This is a genomic window from Sporosarcina sp. Marseille-Q4063, from assembly GCF_018309085.1.
GTDB lineage: Bacteria > Bacillota > Bacilli > Bacillales_A > Planococcaceae > Sporosarcina.
Genome location: NZ_CP070502.1, coordinates 2,000,155 through 2,014,204, shown reverse-complemented (window position 1 = coordinate 2,014,204; position 14,050 = coordinate 2,000,155). Strand labels below are relative to the sequence as shown.

At 39.7% G+C, this 14,050-nt stretch carries 19 protein-coding genes; 12 read left to right on the top strand and 7 right to left on the bottom strand.

What is annotated here, in order from left to right; genetic code table 11:
- Positions 1 to 45 precede the first annotated feature (45 nt).
- The 8 genes from JSQ81_RS10335 to JSQ81_RS10300 all read left to right on the top strand — a co-directional run bounded on the left by JSQ81_RS10335 (position 46) and on the right by JSQ81_RS10300 (position 4,613).
- Positions 46 to 507 (top strand): hypothetical protein, encoded by a 462-nt coding sequence (locus JSQ81_RS10335; protein WP_212604020.1) that lies wholly within the window; start codon positions 46 to 48, stop codon positions 505 to 507.
- Positions 508 to 605: 98 nt separating this feature from the next.
- Positions 606 to 1,091 carry a tetratricopeptide repeat protein gene (locus JSQ81_RS10330; protein ID WP_212604019.1) on the top strand — a complete coding sequence of 162 codons (486 nt, stop codon included), beginning with the start codon at positions 606 to 608 and terminating at the stop codon, positions 1,089 to 1,091.
- Positions 1,092 to 1,118: 27 nt separating this feature from the next.
- Positions 1,119 to 1,697 carry a hypothetical protein gene (locus JSQ81_RS10325; protein WP_212604018.1) on the top strand — a complete coding sequence of 193 codons (579 nt, stop codon included), beginning with the start codon at positions 1,119 to 1,121 and terminating at the stop codon, positions 1,695 to 1,697.
- A 117-nt stretch (positions 1,698 to 1,814) separates the two neighbouring features.
- Complete coding sequence (locus JSQ81_RS10320) at positions 1,815 to 2,327, top strand: D-glycero-alpha-D-manno-heptose-1,7-bisphosphate 7-phosphatase (protein ID WP_212604017.1); 513 nt, start codon at positions 1,815 to 1,817, stop codon at positions 2,325 to 2,327.
- A 32-nt stretch (positions 2,328 to 2,359) separates the two neighbouring features.
- The gene (locus JSQ81_RS10315) at positions 2,360 to 2,755 is read left to right on the top strand and encodes a VOC family protein (RefSeq protein ID WP_212604016.1); all 396 of its coding nucleotides are present in this window, start codon (positions 2,360 to 2,362) and stop codon (positions 2,753 to 2,755) included.
- Between the two features lie 11 nt (positions 2,756 to 2,766).
- Positions 2,767 to 3,252, top strand: coding sequence for a GNAT family N-acetyltransferase (locus JSQ81_RS10310; protein WP_371812338.1), 486 nt, complete (start codon positions 2,767 to 2,769; stop codon positions 3,250 to 3,252).
- A gap of 39 nt (positions 3,253 to 3,291) precedes the next feature.
- On the top strand, positions 3,292 to 3,834 hold the full coding sequence (locus tag JSQ81_RS10305; protein ID WP_212604015.1) for a cysteine hydrolase family protein: 543 nt from the start codon (positions 3,292 to 3,294) through the stop codon (positions 3,832 to 3,834).
- Positions 3,835 to 3,986: 152 nt separating this feature from the next.
- Positions 3,987 to 4,613 carry a class I SAM-dependent methyltransferase gene (locus tag JSQ81_RS10300; RefSeq protein WP_212604014.1) on the top strand — a complete coding sequence of 209 codons (627 nt, stop codon included), beginning with the start codon at positions 3,987 to 3,989 and terminating at the stop codon, positions 4,611 to 4,613.
- 65 nt (positions 4,614 to 4,678) lie between these two features.
- Here JSQ81_RS10300 and JSQ81_RS10295 read toward each other — a convergent pair whose 3' ends face one another.
- The 3 genes from JSQ81_RS10295 to JSQ81_RS10285 all read right to left on the bottom strand — a co-directional run bounded on the left by JSQ81_RS10295 (position 4,679) and on the right by JSQ81_RS10285 (position 7,335).
- Entirely contained in the window at positions 4,679 to 5,119 is a 441-nt protein-coding gene (locus JSQ81_RS10295; protein ID WP_212604013.1) for a hypothetical protein, read from the bottom strand.
- A gap of 93 nt (positions 5,120 to 5,212) precedes the next feature.
- Positions 5,213 to 6,352, bottom strand: coding sequence for a zinc-dependent alcohol dehydrogenase (locus JSQ81_RS10290; RefSeq protein WP_212604012.1), 1,140 nt, complete (start codon positions 6,350 to 6,352; stop codon positions 5,213 to 5,215).
- A 125-nt stretch (positions 6,353 to 6,477) separates the two neighbouring features.
- Positions 6,478 to 7,335 (bottom strand): YitT family protein, encoded by an 858-nt coding sequence (locus tag JSQ81_RS10285; RefSeq protein ID WP_212604011.1) that lies wholly within the window; start codon positions 7,333 to 7,335, stop codon positions 6,478 to 6,480.
- 174 nt (positions 7,336 to 7,509) lie between these two features.
- Here JSQ81_RS10285 and JSQ81_RS10280 point away from each other — a divergent pair, with 174 nt between their 5' ends.
- Positions 7,510 to 8,010, top strand: a complete 501-nt coding sequence (locus JSQ81_RS10280; RefSeq protein ID WP_212604010.1) for a DUF1648 domain-containing protein — start codon at positions 7,510 to 7,512, stop codon at positions 8,008 to 8,010.
- A 131-nt stretch (positions 8,011 to 8,141) separates the two neighbouring features.
- Positions 8,142 to 8,288: a hypothetical protein gene (locus JSQ81_RS10275; RefSeq protein WP_212604009.1), complete on the top strand. Its 147-nt coding sequence runs from the start codon at positions 8,142 to 8,144 to the stop codon at positions 8,286 to 8,288.
- A gap of 123 nt (positions 8,289 to 8,411) precedes the next feature.
- On the opposite strand, the gene JSQ81_RS10270 is transcribed toward JSQ81_RS10275, so the two are convergent.
- The 3 genes from JSQ81_RS10270 to JSQ81_RS10260 are packed head-to-tail and all read right to left on the bottom strand — an operon-like array spanning position 8,412 to position 11,264.
- Positions 8,412 to 9,116, bottom strand: coding sequence for a Crp/Fnr family transcriptional regulator (locus JSQ81_RS10270; RefSeq protein WP_212604008.1), 705 nt, complete (start codon positions 9,114 to 9,116; stop codon positions 8,412 to 8,414).
- A gap of 16 nt (positions 9,117 to 9,132) precedes the next feature.
- Complete coding sequence (locus JSQ81_RS10265; RefSeq protein ID WP_212604007.1) at positions 9,133 to 11,019, bottom strand: heavy metal translocating P-type ATPase; 1,887 nt, start codon at positions 11,017 to 11,019, stop codon at positions 9,133 to 9,135.
- A 23-nt stretch (positions 11,020 to 11,042) separates the two neighbouring features.
- On the bottom strand, positions 11,043 to 11,264 hold the full coding sequence (locus tag JSQ81_RS10260) for a heavy-metal-associated domain-containing protein (RefSeq protein WP_212604006.1): 222 nt from the start codon (positions 11,262 to 11,264) through the stop codon (positions 11,043 to 11,045).
- Between the two features lie 254 nt (positions 11,265 to 11,518).
- On the opposite strand from JSQ81_RS10260, the gene JSQ81_RS10255 reads away from it, so the two are divergent.
- A complete protein-coding gene (locus tag JSQ81_RS10255; protein WP_212604005.1) occupies positions 11,519 to 12,202 on the top strand; it encodes a phosphoribosylaminoimidazolesuccinocarboxamide synthase in 684 nt (227 codons plus the stop codon).
- A 131-nt stretch (positions 12,203 to 12,333) separates the two neighbouring features.
- Positions 12,334 to 12,888, top strand: coding sequence for a superoxide dismutase family protein (locus JSQ81_RS10250; RefSeq protein WP_305849461.1), 555 nt, complete (start codon positions 12,334 to 12,336; stop codon positions 12,886 to 12,888).
- Position 12,889: 1 nt separating this feature from the next.
- Here JSQ81_RS10250 and JSQ81_RS10245 read toward each other — a convergent pair whose 3' ends face one another.
- Positions 12,890 to 14,017, bottom strand: coding sequence for a CAP domain-containing protein (locus tag JSQ81_RS10245; RefSeq protein ID WP_212604004.1), 1,128 nt, complete (start codon positions 14,015 to 14,017; stop codon positions 12,890 to 12,892).
- Between the last annotated feature and the right edge of the window lie 33 nt (positions 14,018 to 14,050).

Genomic DNA, 14,050 nt, shown 5'->3' with positions numbered 1-14,050 from the left:
ACTTTAATTCAACAATTCCGTCTAATATATAAATGGGGGGATTGTATGAACAGGTGGTTGTTATTACTTTTGCTGTTTCTAGGGATTGGTTTGACCGGATGTTCGAGTGAAGCTGAATCCATGTCAGGGGAAAAGCCGCCAAAAACCGTTGTGAAAATTGGAAATGAGACATATGCAACCGTGCTTGGCAGCTATTGTTGGAAAAACATGTGCGCAGATACTGTGGGGCCACATAAACTTTTAGAAGGAAAAGATCCTATAAAGGTAAACCGGGGTGAAAAAATAACCATCGTGATGAACTATAACCCACAACCTAACGAGATCTACTTAGGAAAGATGGATAACGAAAATGATGATACGGAAGTAAAGATGGAAAATAATCGATTCACAGCTCCAACGGAAGAAGGAATCTATTATTATATCTATAGCGTATTTTGGATGGATGAAAAAGAAGCGAACGTATCCCACGGCGATGCATACTATGCTTTCTCCATAGAAGTAAATTAATTGGTTGCTTAGGCGACTTTTTTTATTATACTAGTAATAATTTATGTAGAGTTGTGTTAATATTAGATTAATTAAAAATGAATAGGTAGGCGGACCCAATGCAAATAGAAATAGATAAGGCAATTGAAATGAGGAAAACAGGTAAACAAAAGGAATCGAACGAATTGCTTATCAAGTTAGTAGATGAATATCCAAATGATGCGTTCATCAACTATCAATGCGCGTGGAGTTTTGATGTGTTGGGTTTGGAATCAAAAGCAGTGTCTTATTATGAAAATGCGATTCAACTCGGATTATCAGGAAAAGACTTGGAAGGTGCCATCATAGGATTGGGAAGTACATATCGAACATTAGGTGAATACGCAAAGTCTGAAGAAATATTTCAAAAGGGAATTGACTTGTACCCAAACAATGAAGCCATTAAAGTCTTTTATGCGATGACTTTATACAATTTAAAAGAGCATGGCCGTGCAATGGAGTTATTGCTAAATTCTTTGATTGAGACGACAACAAATGAAGAAATACTAGATTATAAGAAAGCGATTGGCTTTTATTCGGATAAATTAGATCAAACATGGACGTAATTGTAGTGATTTATTGGAGGGATTATTGTGATTGCAGAGCTCCTTCGCGATTGGCAGTCTTTTTGTGTAGAGAATAATTTTGTCGGAATAGGATCCACGAGAAAAGTATATCGTTGGGAGAATTATGTATTTAAAGTAAATCTTCATGAAATCGGGTACTTGCAATCTCAACGAGAACTTGAAATTTATAAATACATGAAGAAAAATGATTTTGGGAAGATGTTTGCACCGACTTATTATGCGGATGAACAAGTGTGCATTCAACACTATTTTAAAGAATTACCCATGTACGATTATCAATCCTTTGACATAAATGAGCGAGTAGGTTTTTGGGACTTTCCTAACCAGTTTGAAGAATGTCTGGAACTACTCGACACTAAATTCGATGTGTTTGATATTAGGGATAGCAGCAATTACGGACTAAATAATAAAAATGAGTTAGTGTTGATTGACTATGGAATGAGTAAAACCCTTTATGAAACAGCTTGGGTTCCAGCTGCTGAGAACGGCGAAGTACCTCAAATAGAAATTGAAGTATGTGAGGCGTGTGGAATTAAAAAGAGCTGCGAATTTACGGGGAAAAAGACAAAGATATGCGCTGTTTAGCATGTGGAAAAGAGTAAGCGCATAAATCGATAAATAAGGAGCCCATCAAAATATGAAGTTTTATTAATAGTCACGATGGGCAATAAAGGTTATTAATAAGAAATGAGGGTGTCTAAATTGAAAGTTGCATTTTTTGACAGAGATGGAACGATAATTGAAGACTATCCGGATCATGAATGGACATACATCAAAAAACCGGTGTTTTTGCCAGATTCAATTGAGACTTTAAAATCTGTTAAGGAAAAAGGCTATGAAATTATTATCATTACAAATCAATATTTACTAAATGAAGGATTTATATTGATGGAACAGTACAAAGAAATTACAGAAATGATGCTAAATGAGTTGGCTCTTCACGGAATTGAAGTTTTGGATATATTTTATTGCCCCCATAAACGAAATGAAGGGTGTACTTGTATTAAGCCACAAACGGGAATGATTATGGACGCATTAAAAAAATATCCGGATATAAATATTAATAAATCATTTATGGTTGGCGATTCGCCGGTGGATATTGAATTAACTATCAATATGAAAATGCAGGGTTTTGGCATAGGTGTAGGTTCTACTTATTGTAATGACAATATTTATGAAATAAAAAGTATAAAGGACTTACCTGCATATATATAAGAGTTTATTACGTTTGATAAGGGGGAGTTTAATTGTCAAAAGGAGTTCTTCATCACGTAGAAATTTATGTGTCTGATTTGAAGAAAACGGTTGAATTTTGGAGTTGGTTCTTAGGAGAATTGGGCTATGATGTGTTCCAAAAGTGGGATGGCGGAATCAGTTTGCGGCTTGGTGAAACGTATATTGTTTTTGTTCAAACGGAAGAAAGGTTTTTGGATGTTCCTTACTACAGAAGCCGAGTGGGGCTTAATCATTTAGCGTTCCATGCAGCAACACGTGCGCAGGTTGATGATATTACCCGGAAGTTAAAGGCAATGGGCGTTACGATACTTTATACGGATAGGCATCCATACGCCGGCGGGAAAGATTATTATGCCGTCTTTTTCGAAGATCCTGATCGTATAAAAGTAGAATTAGTAGCACCGTAAGGAGGGTTTTTTTGAAAAATTTTCAGTTGCATATTGAAACCGAGAGATTAATCATCCGCCCATTAGATATGCCATTATCTACAGAAGCCTGGTTTGTTAAATGGATTAATGGTTTTCGTGAAATGGCTGTTAAGGATGACATGTATATTTTAGGTTTATTTCGAAAAGAAGATGGCGTTAATGTTGGAAAGGTAGAACTAACAAAAATTTTACGCAGTGACTATCAATGGGCGATGATGGGTTATTCCATCCACAATCAGTTTTGGAAAAACGGTTATGCGACTGAAAGTGTGTTAGCTGCAACGAAAGTTTTTTTCTCGACATTGGGCTTTCATCGAATCGAATTACATATTAGCCTTGATAATAAGCCATCTATTCAGCTTGCAGAGAGAACCGGTTTTCAGTTCGAATGTGTGAGAGAAAAGTTTTCTTTTGAAAATGAGCGATGGACTGATTTTTTGATTTACTATATGACGGCAATTGATCGCGATTCCTGAATGATTCATTCTAGTAAACAAACGAGTGGGGGGTTCAATATGAAAAAGACGGCTCTTTTAATTATTGATGTTCAAAATGGTATGTTCACGAAAGAAGACTCTGTATACAATTCGGAACAAATTCTTTTCAACATAAAACATCTTATCGTTGATGCTAGAAAACATAACATTCCAATATTCTATATTCAGCACAATGCGATGACTGGCGGCGTATTAGAAAAGGGGACTGAGGGTTGGAAAATTCATCCCGAAGTCAGACCAACTTCATCTAGTAATATCATTCAGAAGACGACGCCTGACTCTTTTTACAAGACAGATTTACATAACCAACTTCAAAAGCAGAATATCGAACACTTGGTACTGACAGGTATTCAAAGCGAAATTTGTGTTGACACCACTTGCAGAAGGGCATTTAGTTTAGGATATGAAGTGACATTGGTCTCCGATGCGCATAGCACTTGGGATTCCGCGGAACTTTCCGCTCAGCAAATCATCAATCATCATAACCAACTATTAAAATGGTTTGCAACGCCTAAGGAAACAAAGGATATTCTGTTCGACGAATCTTATAGTCACTTGTGAATTATGGTAATATTGTAGTAACTAGGAAAGGTGGAGTTTGTTATGAAAAATAATCCAACAATTCAACAACAGAGTAGCAATGGAGACAAAATGCGCGACTAATCGGGTAAATAGAATGCTCGCCAGTCGTTCTACTACTAGGAGGGCATTTAATGCTAAACAAGCAAGGTTTCGATTTATGGGCAAATGAGTACGATCAAACGGTAAAAGTAAGTGAAGAAAGTAATGTATATCCATTCGCTGGCTATAAAAAAATCTTAAATACGATTTTTAATGAAGTGATGCAAACTGTTCAATCCAAGGTATTGGATATCGGATTTGGTACGGGCGTGTTAACGAGTAAACTATACGAAAATGGACATCAAATAGATGGGATAGATTTCTCGGGCGAAATGATTGCGATAGCTCAAGCCAAAATGCCGCTGGCGAATTTAATCGAGTGGGATATTTCAAATGGTATACCTAATGAAATTATAACCAAGAAATATGATGCAATCGTCAGCAGCTATGCACTGCACCATTTAACAGATGAAGCTAAAATCACATTCATTCAACAACTACTACCTTTACTAAACGACGATGGCAAGATTTTCATTGGCGATATCGCTTTTCAAACACGTGAAGATCTTGAAAAATGCAGAAAGGAAAGTGCTGGTTATTGGGATGAAGATGAATTTTATTTTGTTGCAGATGAAATTCATTCAGTTCTGGGTGATGTTTGTACATTGGAATTTCACCGCATATCCCATTGCGGGGGAGTATTTGTAATATCGAAATAAAAAGTTTTAAAAAGAAATCACTCATTTATTTTATTATAATGGATGAGTGATTTTCTTTAGTCGTATTATCGATAGGTATACCAAACATGCCACCCGTTGTCTTTATCTTTAATGACAAACATTACCCCTGAAGCAGCACTTGCAGACGGTAATAACTTAGGAAATTCAACTTTAATTAACCAAGAGTAATTAGCTGTTTTTTTATTGCATAACTTATTTGCCATTCCATAATAGGCCTCCTCGTAAGGGACTCCGATTAATGAGCGTAAAGGTTTTGCTTCTTTCACGATCCATTCACTGTATATATCATCTGGATAGGCATCTGGAATTAATTTATTTAGTTTTTGTAAGAGCTCATCTTTATCGTTATCATTCGTTTTTATTAACTCATCAGAAACAGGGCACACAGGTTTTAGATAGGGGAAATCTGTAGATTCAGCTTTTGGATATAAACTAAAACTTATTATAAAAAATAAAACACACATAAAAAATAAGGTTTTTTTCATGTAGTCACCTCGTTATTAATTGATTCGGAACCGTTATAATCATGTTTTTAAAAAGGAACTATAACCACAAAAGGCTTATAGTTCCTAACTTAATCAAGGTTTCAATATAACTTTAATACAGTCGTCTTCATGATCATTAAAACGCTGATACGCGATGGCGGCTTCTTCGAGCGGTACGATGTGTGTGATAATTTCGGATGGGTCGAATTCGCGATTAGTAATCATATCAAAAAGTGTTGGCATGTGGTGGATGACTGGGGCTTGACCCATCATTAACGTGATGTTTCTTTCCCAAAGATCACCGAGTGGAAACATGTTGTAAAGCAGCCCGTAGACACCAGTGAGTTGAATAGTTCCGAATTTACGGACGGCATTGTGAGCGATATCTATCGCGCTCAACGTACCGCCTTGCAGTTTAATTTTTTGTCCTGCTTTTTCGAAAATATTTTTCTTACCGTCCATACCAACGCAATCGATAACAATGTCAACACCTCCACTGGTCATTTCTTTAATATGTCCTCCCGTATCGTCGAAGTCTTCAAAATTCAATGCTTCTACCTGATTCATCCTGACGGCGTGATTTAAACGATAAGGTACATGATCGACAGCAATTACGCGCTTCGCTCCCTTCATCCAAGCGAACTTCTGTACCATAAGTCCGACTGGCCCGCATCCGAGGACCGCTACTGTGTCACCTTTTTTAACCCCGGCGTTTTCGACACTCCAATAAGCAGTCGGTAGAACATCAGAAAGAAAAAGAAGGGATTCGTCGGGTAGTTCACATGATTCGGGAATGAGGAAAGGCGTAAAGTTACCGTAAGGAACGCGTAAATATTCAGCTTGCCCGCCAGGATAATTGCCGTACCGTTCAGTAAAACCTAAAAATCCGCCCGTATCGACATGCGGATTTCGATTGGAATTGTCGCATTGACTTTCCATTTCATGCTCGCAATAAAAACAATTTCCGCACGAAAGATTGAAGGGAATGATGACACGGTCACCCTTTTTCAACTTGGTTACCGCGGGGCCAACTTCTTCTACAATACCCATCGGTTCATGCCCGATAACATAATCCTTGTGAGTCGGCACCGACCCTAAATAGATGTGCAAATCAGAACCGCATATTGCCGTTGAAGTGACTTTGATAATGATGTCATCGGCCTTTTCAATTTTCGGTGCATCGACCTTTTTCACTTTAATATCTTTTGGACCTTGATAAGTCACAGCTCTCATTCAATCTCTCCTACAGCCAATTTGAATTTACTTTCCCCCAATTCAGCATAACTATTCGATTTTTGAAATGAAAAAGAGAACCCAATTTACATGGATTCTCTGTTGGAATAAAACCCTATATTTCATTAAGCGATATTATCGCCTTCTCGTCTAAAGAATCCGAAAATCCCTACCGTTTGCACAATATTTGTGAAAGCATGCGGATCGACTTCTTTAATAATCGCTTCTAAATCGTATAATTCATAACGTGTGATGACGAGGTACAACATATTTCTATCTTCTTTCGAGTAAGCTCCTTTTGCGGGTAAAATTGTTATTCCGCGCACCATCTTTTGGTGAATGGCTTGTTGCAGTTCATCGGCTTTTCGAGTAATAATCATAGCAGTCACTTTCTCATGGCGCGTATGAATCATGTCGATTACAGCTGTAGTTATATAAAGCGCAAGCATTGTGTATAAAGCATTTTCAGGTTTATAAAGAATTCCTGCAAGGACAATAATGATGCCGTTAAGTGACAAAAAATACAAACCAATCGGTTTATCTTGCAAGCGCGATAATACCATTGCAACGATATCCATGCCGCCTGTAGAAGCACCTAGTTTTAAAGATATCCCAACACCGATACCGGCAATCACACCCCCAACGACAGCATTTAGAATAATGTCATCTGAAACCGAAATGACAGGTAAGATTTCTAAGAAAATCGTAGCAAAAATAACGGAAACAATACTATAGATGGTAAAACCTTTTCCTACTTTGAACCATCCTAAAATAAAGACCGGGATATTAAATAGTAATAATAAAATTCCTGTACTTAAGTTAATATTTAAATAATCCTCGAATACACTTGATGTTATCTGGGCAGCCCCAGCAAAACCGCTTGCATAGACATTCGCATTGATTAAGAAAAAGTTCAGGGAAACTGCAAGTAATAATGATCCGAAAATAACGACAGCAATTCGTTTTGTTTCTATAAAAAACATTTTGGGACCTCCTTTTTACGTATGTATATTTCTGGAACTGTTCTATTATGCCATAAGGAAGTGCGTAATTCAAAGCGCATGGGATGATTTCAATTCTTTTGTTTATGTATTCCCTAAACCAATGAAACTTAACGGATAATTTTCCGTAATATTGATAGAGAGGAGATGGTCGAATTGAATAACAGGCCGATTTTGAACTTGAAAATTACTCCGTTAGAGTTGTTTCTTAACGTCATTACATTGGCAGCATTTGTCGGGACGATCGTATACCTTATCTCGTCATGGACAATAATACCGAGTGAAATTCCTGCGCATTACAACGCCGCTGGAGAAGTAAATCGTTGGGGCAGCAAAGGCGAGATACTTATTTTACCCATAACGGCGCTTTTGATGTGGATTGGCATGACGTTTTTGGAAAAGTTTCCACATGTGTATAACTATATGAATTTAACGAAGGATAATGCCCGTGCGCAATATTTGAATGGCCGCCTGCTTGTTAATGTATTAAAAAATGAATGTGTCCTCTTATTTTCCTATTTGACTTGGAAAGGCATTCAGGTTGCCATTGGCGAACATGATTCATTGGGCGCTTGGTCTTCGCCTGTATTCTTACTGATTATATTTGGTTCGATGGTCTATTTTATTATGAAGTCAGTGCGTTTGTCGAAAGATTGAATGATTAATATATTCATTTATAGTTATTTAAATAATCAAAACATGATATTATTAAACCACAACTGAATATTGTGAGGGTGGATGGTTATCAATCCTTTCTTTCCATTTTGTTTGGAAAGGAGGTGATAATCATGGAAACATTTCTTGAATTTCTAGTAGAAGTTCTAAAGGGGATTGTGCGAGGGACAAGCGCATTTCTTTTCAGGAAAAATGTATTAGAGAACAAGAAAACCACCCCGCGCCGTCGCAAGCAAAGGGGTGGTTCACGAAGAAAATAAAACACTTTGATAACCACCACCCTGACGGTAGAGGTTGTGGGAGAAATGCATTTGCGTTTCTCTCTTTCAGTATATGTCCATTATACATAATATTATTCTGAAAATCCAGTTCTCATCACCGAGCTAAATAAGAAGCAAAGCATCTAAATCAACAATTTCAATCTCACGATTATTTAGCTGCCTAATCCAGCCATTATCTTCAAAGTCCGCAAGTTTCCGACTGACCGTTTCAGGTGTCGTCCCGAGGTGTGAGGCAAGATCTTTTCGACTCATTGGTAGCATTACGGTTTTACTCATCGTTTCATCGGAAACCTCCGCTAAATACATCGCAATGCGTGTCTCAACAGTTTCCATCGCGATATTCGCCGCTTGTTTTTCAGTTTTCGCTAATCTTCTAGAAAACTCGCCAAGAACTTTCAGCGAAATCGCCGGATATTTTAAGATAAACTGTTGAAAGTTATCCCGGCTCATGACGCATAGTTCCACGGGTTCCATTGCTTCTGCATAAGAATCATGAACCGATTCTGTGAATAATGAAAGATCGCCTGTAAAATCTCCAGGTCCCAAAATACGAACCAATTGTTCTTTGCCTGTCTCGGATAAACGATAAATCTTCACTCGACCTTTGTGTACGATATAGAGTCCATCGGAAGTATCCCCGGCATGATAGATTGTATGACCGCGAGGATGTTTTACAGAGTTGGTTTCTTTTACAATCTCGCTCATTTCATTCGCATCTAAATGGTTGAATATCGGTACAATTGAGATGCACATTTTCTGCATCTCGACCGTACCTTCGACGTGATGTTCACATTGATTGTTACCCATCAATTGTCCCCCCAATTCATTCTGTTTGCAAAATCGGCACCGGCTGTTTTACGTCTACTTGCTTTTTAGTATACCGTATTAATCGCACTGCGTTTAGAATAACGAGGAGTACGCTCAATTCGTGGATGAGCATACCGGATGCGAGAAATACTTTTCCTAAGAGAACGCCGGCGAGAAGAAGGACAACTGTGCCAACTGCGAAATATGTGTTTTGTTTCATATTTCGAATTGTTGCTTTGGCGAGCGAGTAAGCATGCGAGAATTGATCGAGTCTGTCGGCCATCAAGACGACGTCGGCTGTTTCCATCGAGATATCGGTTCCGCCTTCTCCCATCGCGAGCCCGATGTCCGCTGTTGCGATTGCGGGTGCATCGTTAATGCCATCTCCAGCCATTGCGACTTTGTGTCCTGCATCTTTCAACTTTTGAATCATGGCTACTTTGTCTTCTGGAAGTAGTTCGGCATGGATCGCATCTAATCCAAGCTGTTTTCCGACCAGTTCCGCAGTATGGCGGTTATCCCCGGTCAGCATGATAATTTGTTTCACGCCACTTGCTCGAAGTTCATTCAGAGCACTTTTGGCTTCTGGTCGAATTTGATCGGCAATGGAGAAAATCCCTGCAACGACACCGTCTACTGCTGCAAAAATTGCAGTGTTGCCAAGTTTTTCGCGTTTCACAGCATAACTTTCCACTGTATCTTCCACATTGATTCCGTTAGCAGCCATCAATTTTCGATTACCGATCGTGAGCAGTTTATCTTCGATTTGTGCGCGGATACCATTTCCTTCAATGACTTCGGCTTCTTCGGGTTCATTCAAAAGGGGAATATCGCGTTTTCGAGCTTCTTTCACGATTGTTTGCCCAAGGTGATGTTCTGAAATCATTTCAGCTTCCGCGACGATGCGAAGTAAATCGTTTTCATCAACGGAAAAGGTATGAATATCTGTCACTTCCGGGCGACCTCTTGTGAGCGTACCTGTTTTATCAAAAACAACGGTATCGATTTTAGCGAGCGTTTCCATGATGTCTCCGCCTTTAACGAGCACACCGTTTCGTGCGCCGTTTCCGACCCCTGCAACGATGGATACGGGTGCAGATATAACAAGCGCCCCTGGACAAGCGACAACGAGGAAGGTTAGCGTCATTTCGATATTACGAGTGAAAATATAAACGACTACAGACAAGATTACGATAGCCGGTGTATAAACATTCGCGAATCGATCCAAGAACTTTTGCGTCTTCGATTTTGCTTCTTGGGCATCTTCGACAAGTTCGATAATGCGAGCGAATGTCGTGTCATCGCCGACTTTATCTGCAATGACTTCGATAAATCCGTTATCGACAATCGTTCCGCTGAATACACGGTCGTCGATTGATTTTGAAGCGGGTACTGATTCACCAGTGATGGCAGCTTCGTTCAATGAAGCTTTACCCGAAACGATTGCACCGTCGATGGCTACTTTTTCACCGGATCGAATGATGACGCGGTCGCCTTTTTCCACGTCATCTACCGAGATAATAACTGCTTCACCATCCCGCATGACTGTCGCTTCCATCGGGGCCATGTCGATGAGGGAGCGAAGGGAGGAGCGTGTTTTTTCGAGCGTGCGCGCTTCGAGGAATGCACCAAATAAAAAGAGGAATGTAACGGCTGCGGATTCGACATATTCGCCGATGAAGAGGGCACCGATAACTGCGATTGTGACAAGAAGTTCGATACTGAATGCTTTCATTCTTAATGCTTGAAATGCTTTTAAGGAAATTGGAATACCTGCGATAACCGTGGCAGCGATAAGCGTACCTTGGCGCCATTCGTGTAGGCCCCCGAAATGGAGGCCGACTGCAATGGCTAGAAGAATGCCAGTTACCGCGGTAATTTGCGAAGTGCGTTTTGCGTTCATGACTTTTCCACCTCTCTTATTAGTTATGAAACTTTTTGCGATACAACTGGATAACCTAGCTTCGTGATGACTTCGTGAATCTGCTCCGCCTGCACAATATCTTCGTTAAACTGCGCGCGGACCTTGTTGGAATTAAATAAAACCTTAACTTCTTCCACACCATCCATTTTCCCAACCGTGTTCTCGATCTTCTTAATACAAGTCGGACAGCTCAACGGCTCTAAACCAAATACTGCTTTTTTCATTTTTCTCATCCTCCAATAGTGTATTTACTTTCTATATACATCATAAGACGCTTTTGCTAATGAATCCTTGACCTGCATCAAGTAACGCGGAAAAGATTGATTTGTAAAAGCGGCTGAAACGACCAAAGCCACATTCCGCCGCACCCACCGACAAACCAATAAAAACACAAAATCCCACACATTTCTTTTTCTTCCCGCAAAATTCCTTTATACTAGAGCTATAAGAATAAAGTTGGACGGAAAGGGACGAGCTCATGGAACTTCTCTATAAAGGCAAAACGAAAGACGTCTATAAACTAGACGGCGGAAATGTACTCTTGAAATTTAAAGACGATGTAACAGGTGAAAACGGCGTATTTGATCCAGGTGCGAACCAGGTTGGACTGACAATAGAAGGAATGGGGAAATCGGGACTACGCATGACGAAATACTTTTTCGAAAAAATGATGGAAAAAGACATTCCGACGCATTATGTAACTACGGATCTCGACGATGTATCAATGACAGTAAAATCGGCAACTGCATTCGGAAAAGGACTTGAAGTGATTTGCAGATACCACGCAGTTGGAAGTTTTCTTAAAAGGTTCGGCGCATATTGCGAAGAAGGCCAACCATTAGATGCCTTTGTTGAAGTGACATTAAAAGACGACGAGCGCAACGATCCGCCCATCAGTCAAGACGCGCTCAGTCAACTCGGCCTGTTAACAGCTGAAGAATATGAAACAATCGTAACGTTGACGAAAGAAGTATCTGAAATTGTCAAAGACGAGCTAGCGGCCAAAGGATTAGAACTTTATGATATTAAACTAGAATTTGGACGCAATAGTGAAACGGATGAAATCATGCTGATTGACGAAATTTCAGGTGGTAATATGCGTGTTTACAAAGATGGACTATCCATCGTCCCACTCGAATTAGAAAAATTATTTCTTGATTGAAAAAAAGCGACGCCTTCCTTACGAAAAGTAAGGAAGGCGTCGCTTTTGTTGTGGGGGAAAGTACCATGCATAATTTGGTGAAAAATAGGACATCCTAAGAAAATGAAAACATTTTCCTAGGAGGAGTTCTATTGAAACGCATATTATTACTGTTTATCAGTTGTTGTTTAGTATTCGTCATGTCCGGTTGCTTGCAGAAGAAAACAAAACTACCTGTCAGTGGTGATAAAACAGAAAGTCTGAGTGCCCCGATGATAAATGTCGATGGGGAAGAGATTGGGGAAGTGACGCTGACTGAAGATGGCAAAGGCTTAACCATCGATATTAAGGCGGAAGGGCTTAAACCTGGTCTACACGGTACCCATATTCATGAAAAAGGCGAATGCACACCGCCAACATTCGAGTCAGCTGGCGGTCACTTTAATCCGACATCCAAAGAACATGGTTTTGATAATCCGAAAGGTTTCCATTTAGGTGATTTGCCAAACATCGAAGTTGACGAAGACGGAAAAGTGAATGTCAGCTTGCACTTAACGGATATCACGCTGAAGCCAGGCAAGGACAATTCCATCCTCGATAAAGACGGCAGCGCAATTGTCATTCACGAAGGTCCAGACGATTACGAAACAGATCCTGCCGGTAATTCCGGAGACCGAATTGCATGCGCGGCAATTACTGCTAAATAATTTATTTCAATAAAAAGGTTTCGGTATAAAATGGCGTCGATTTTTCGTTAAATGCAACACCAGTCCCTAGATGACTATAAATATCTTGCAAGATATTATCTCGGTGGCCTTTCGAATTCATCAAGCCTTCATGTGCAAAGATGCTGCTCGTTTGGCCATACGCCAGATTTTCGCCTGCGCTGCGAAACTTGATGCCATTGTCTTTCATGCGGTCAAATGGAGATTTGCCTTCCAAGTTGTCATGACTGAAATAATTATTCTCAGCCATATCGACACTATGCATTCTTGCGGTGTCGGCAGATGGATCATCCCATTGGAGCGCAGCTAGTCCATTTCTGACACGTGCAGCATTCGTAAGGTCGAATAGCTGAGCTTCGAACCCGTTTCGAAGCGTTTGATCCCCGCCGGCGTACATGCCGGTTTTTTTACGTTCCAATGAAGTCGAAATGAGTTGCATCGCGGTAACGGTATCATCTTTATGCAAGTCGTAAAACACATAGGCATACATGCCGTCTACCTCGAACAAGTCGAATTCCTCACTGTCTTGTAAAATATATATATTTAATCCTTTGCGAATTTCTTTCAACGGTTCGCCGAACGTTTCCCGTACCACTGATTTTGCGGAACCGTACTCAATGCCGATATCGGACGAAATTAAATCATCATTCGTATAGATGGCATTGACTTTATCGTTCTTATCATAAGAAAGCATCATGAAATTATGGTAGCCATCGTGATACGCATTCCAGGTAGAACCGTATTCATTCAGTGAAACGCGATTTGGTTCACCAAGCTTCTCGGTGACTTCCGCTTCCGGCGTTCCTAGTTCTATATTATAAATCGCGAGCTTACTATTCATAGGTTTGACTAGCTTCGGTTTATCGACATGATCAACAGTCGCGCTCTTATCCGCCGTCTTTGAGGATAAGAAATAATAAGCTTTATCGACCGTATCATTTATCGAATCAATCGCGGAAATTACCGATTCGCTTGTCAAAAAGGTTTCGACCTTTTCATCGAAAGGTTCTAGAAATGAAATATCAAAATACTTTGAGACAGGTTCTTCCCAAAACGGTTTTATAAAATAAATTGTGGCAATGACTAAGAGTAAAAGAAATAATCTTCTCATAAATATAAACTCCTTTTTAATAGTATAACCCGA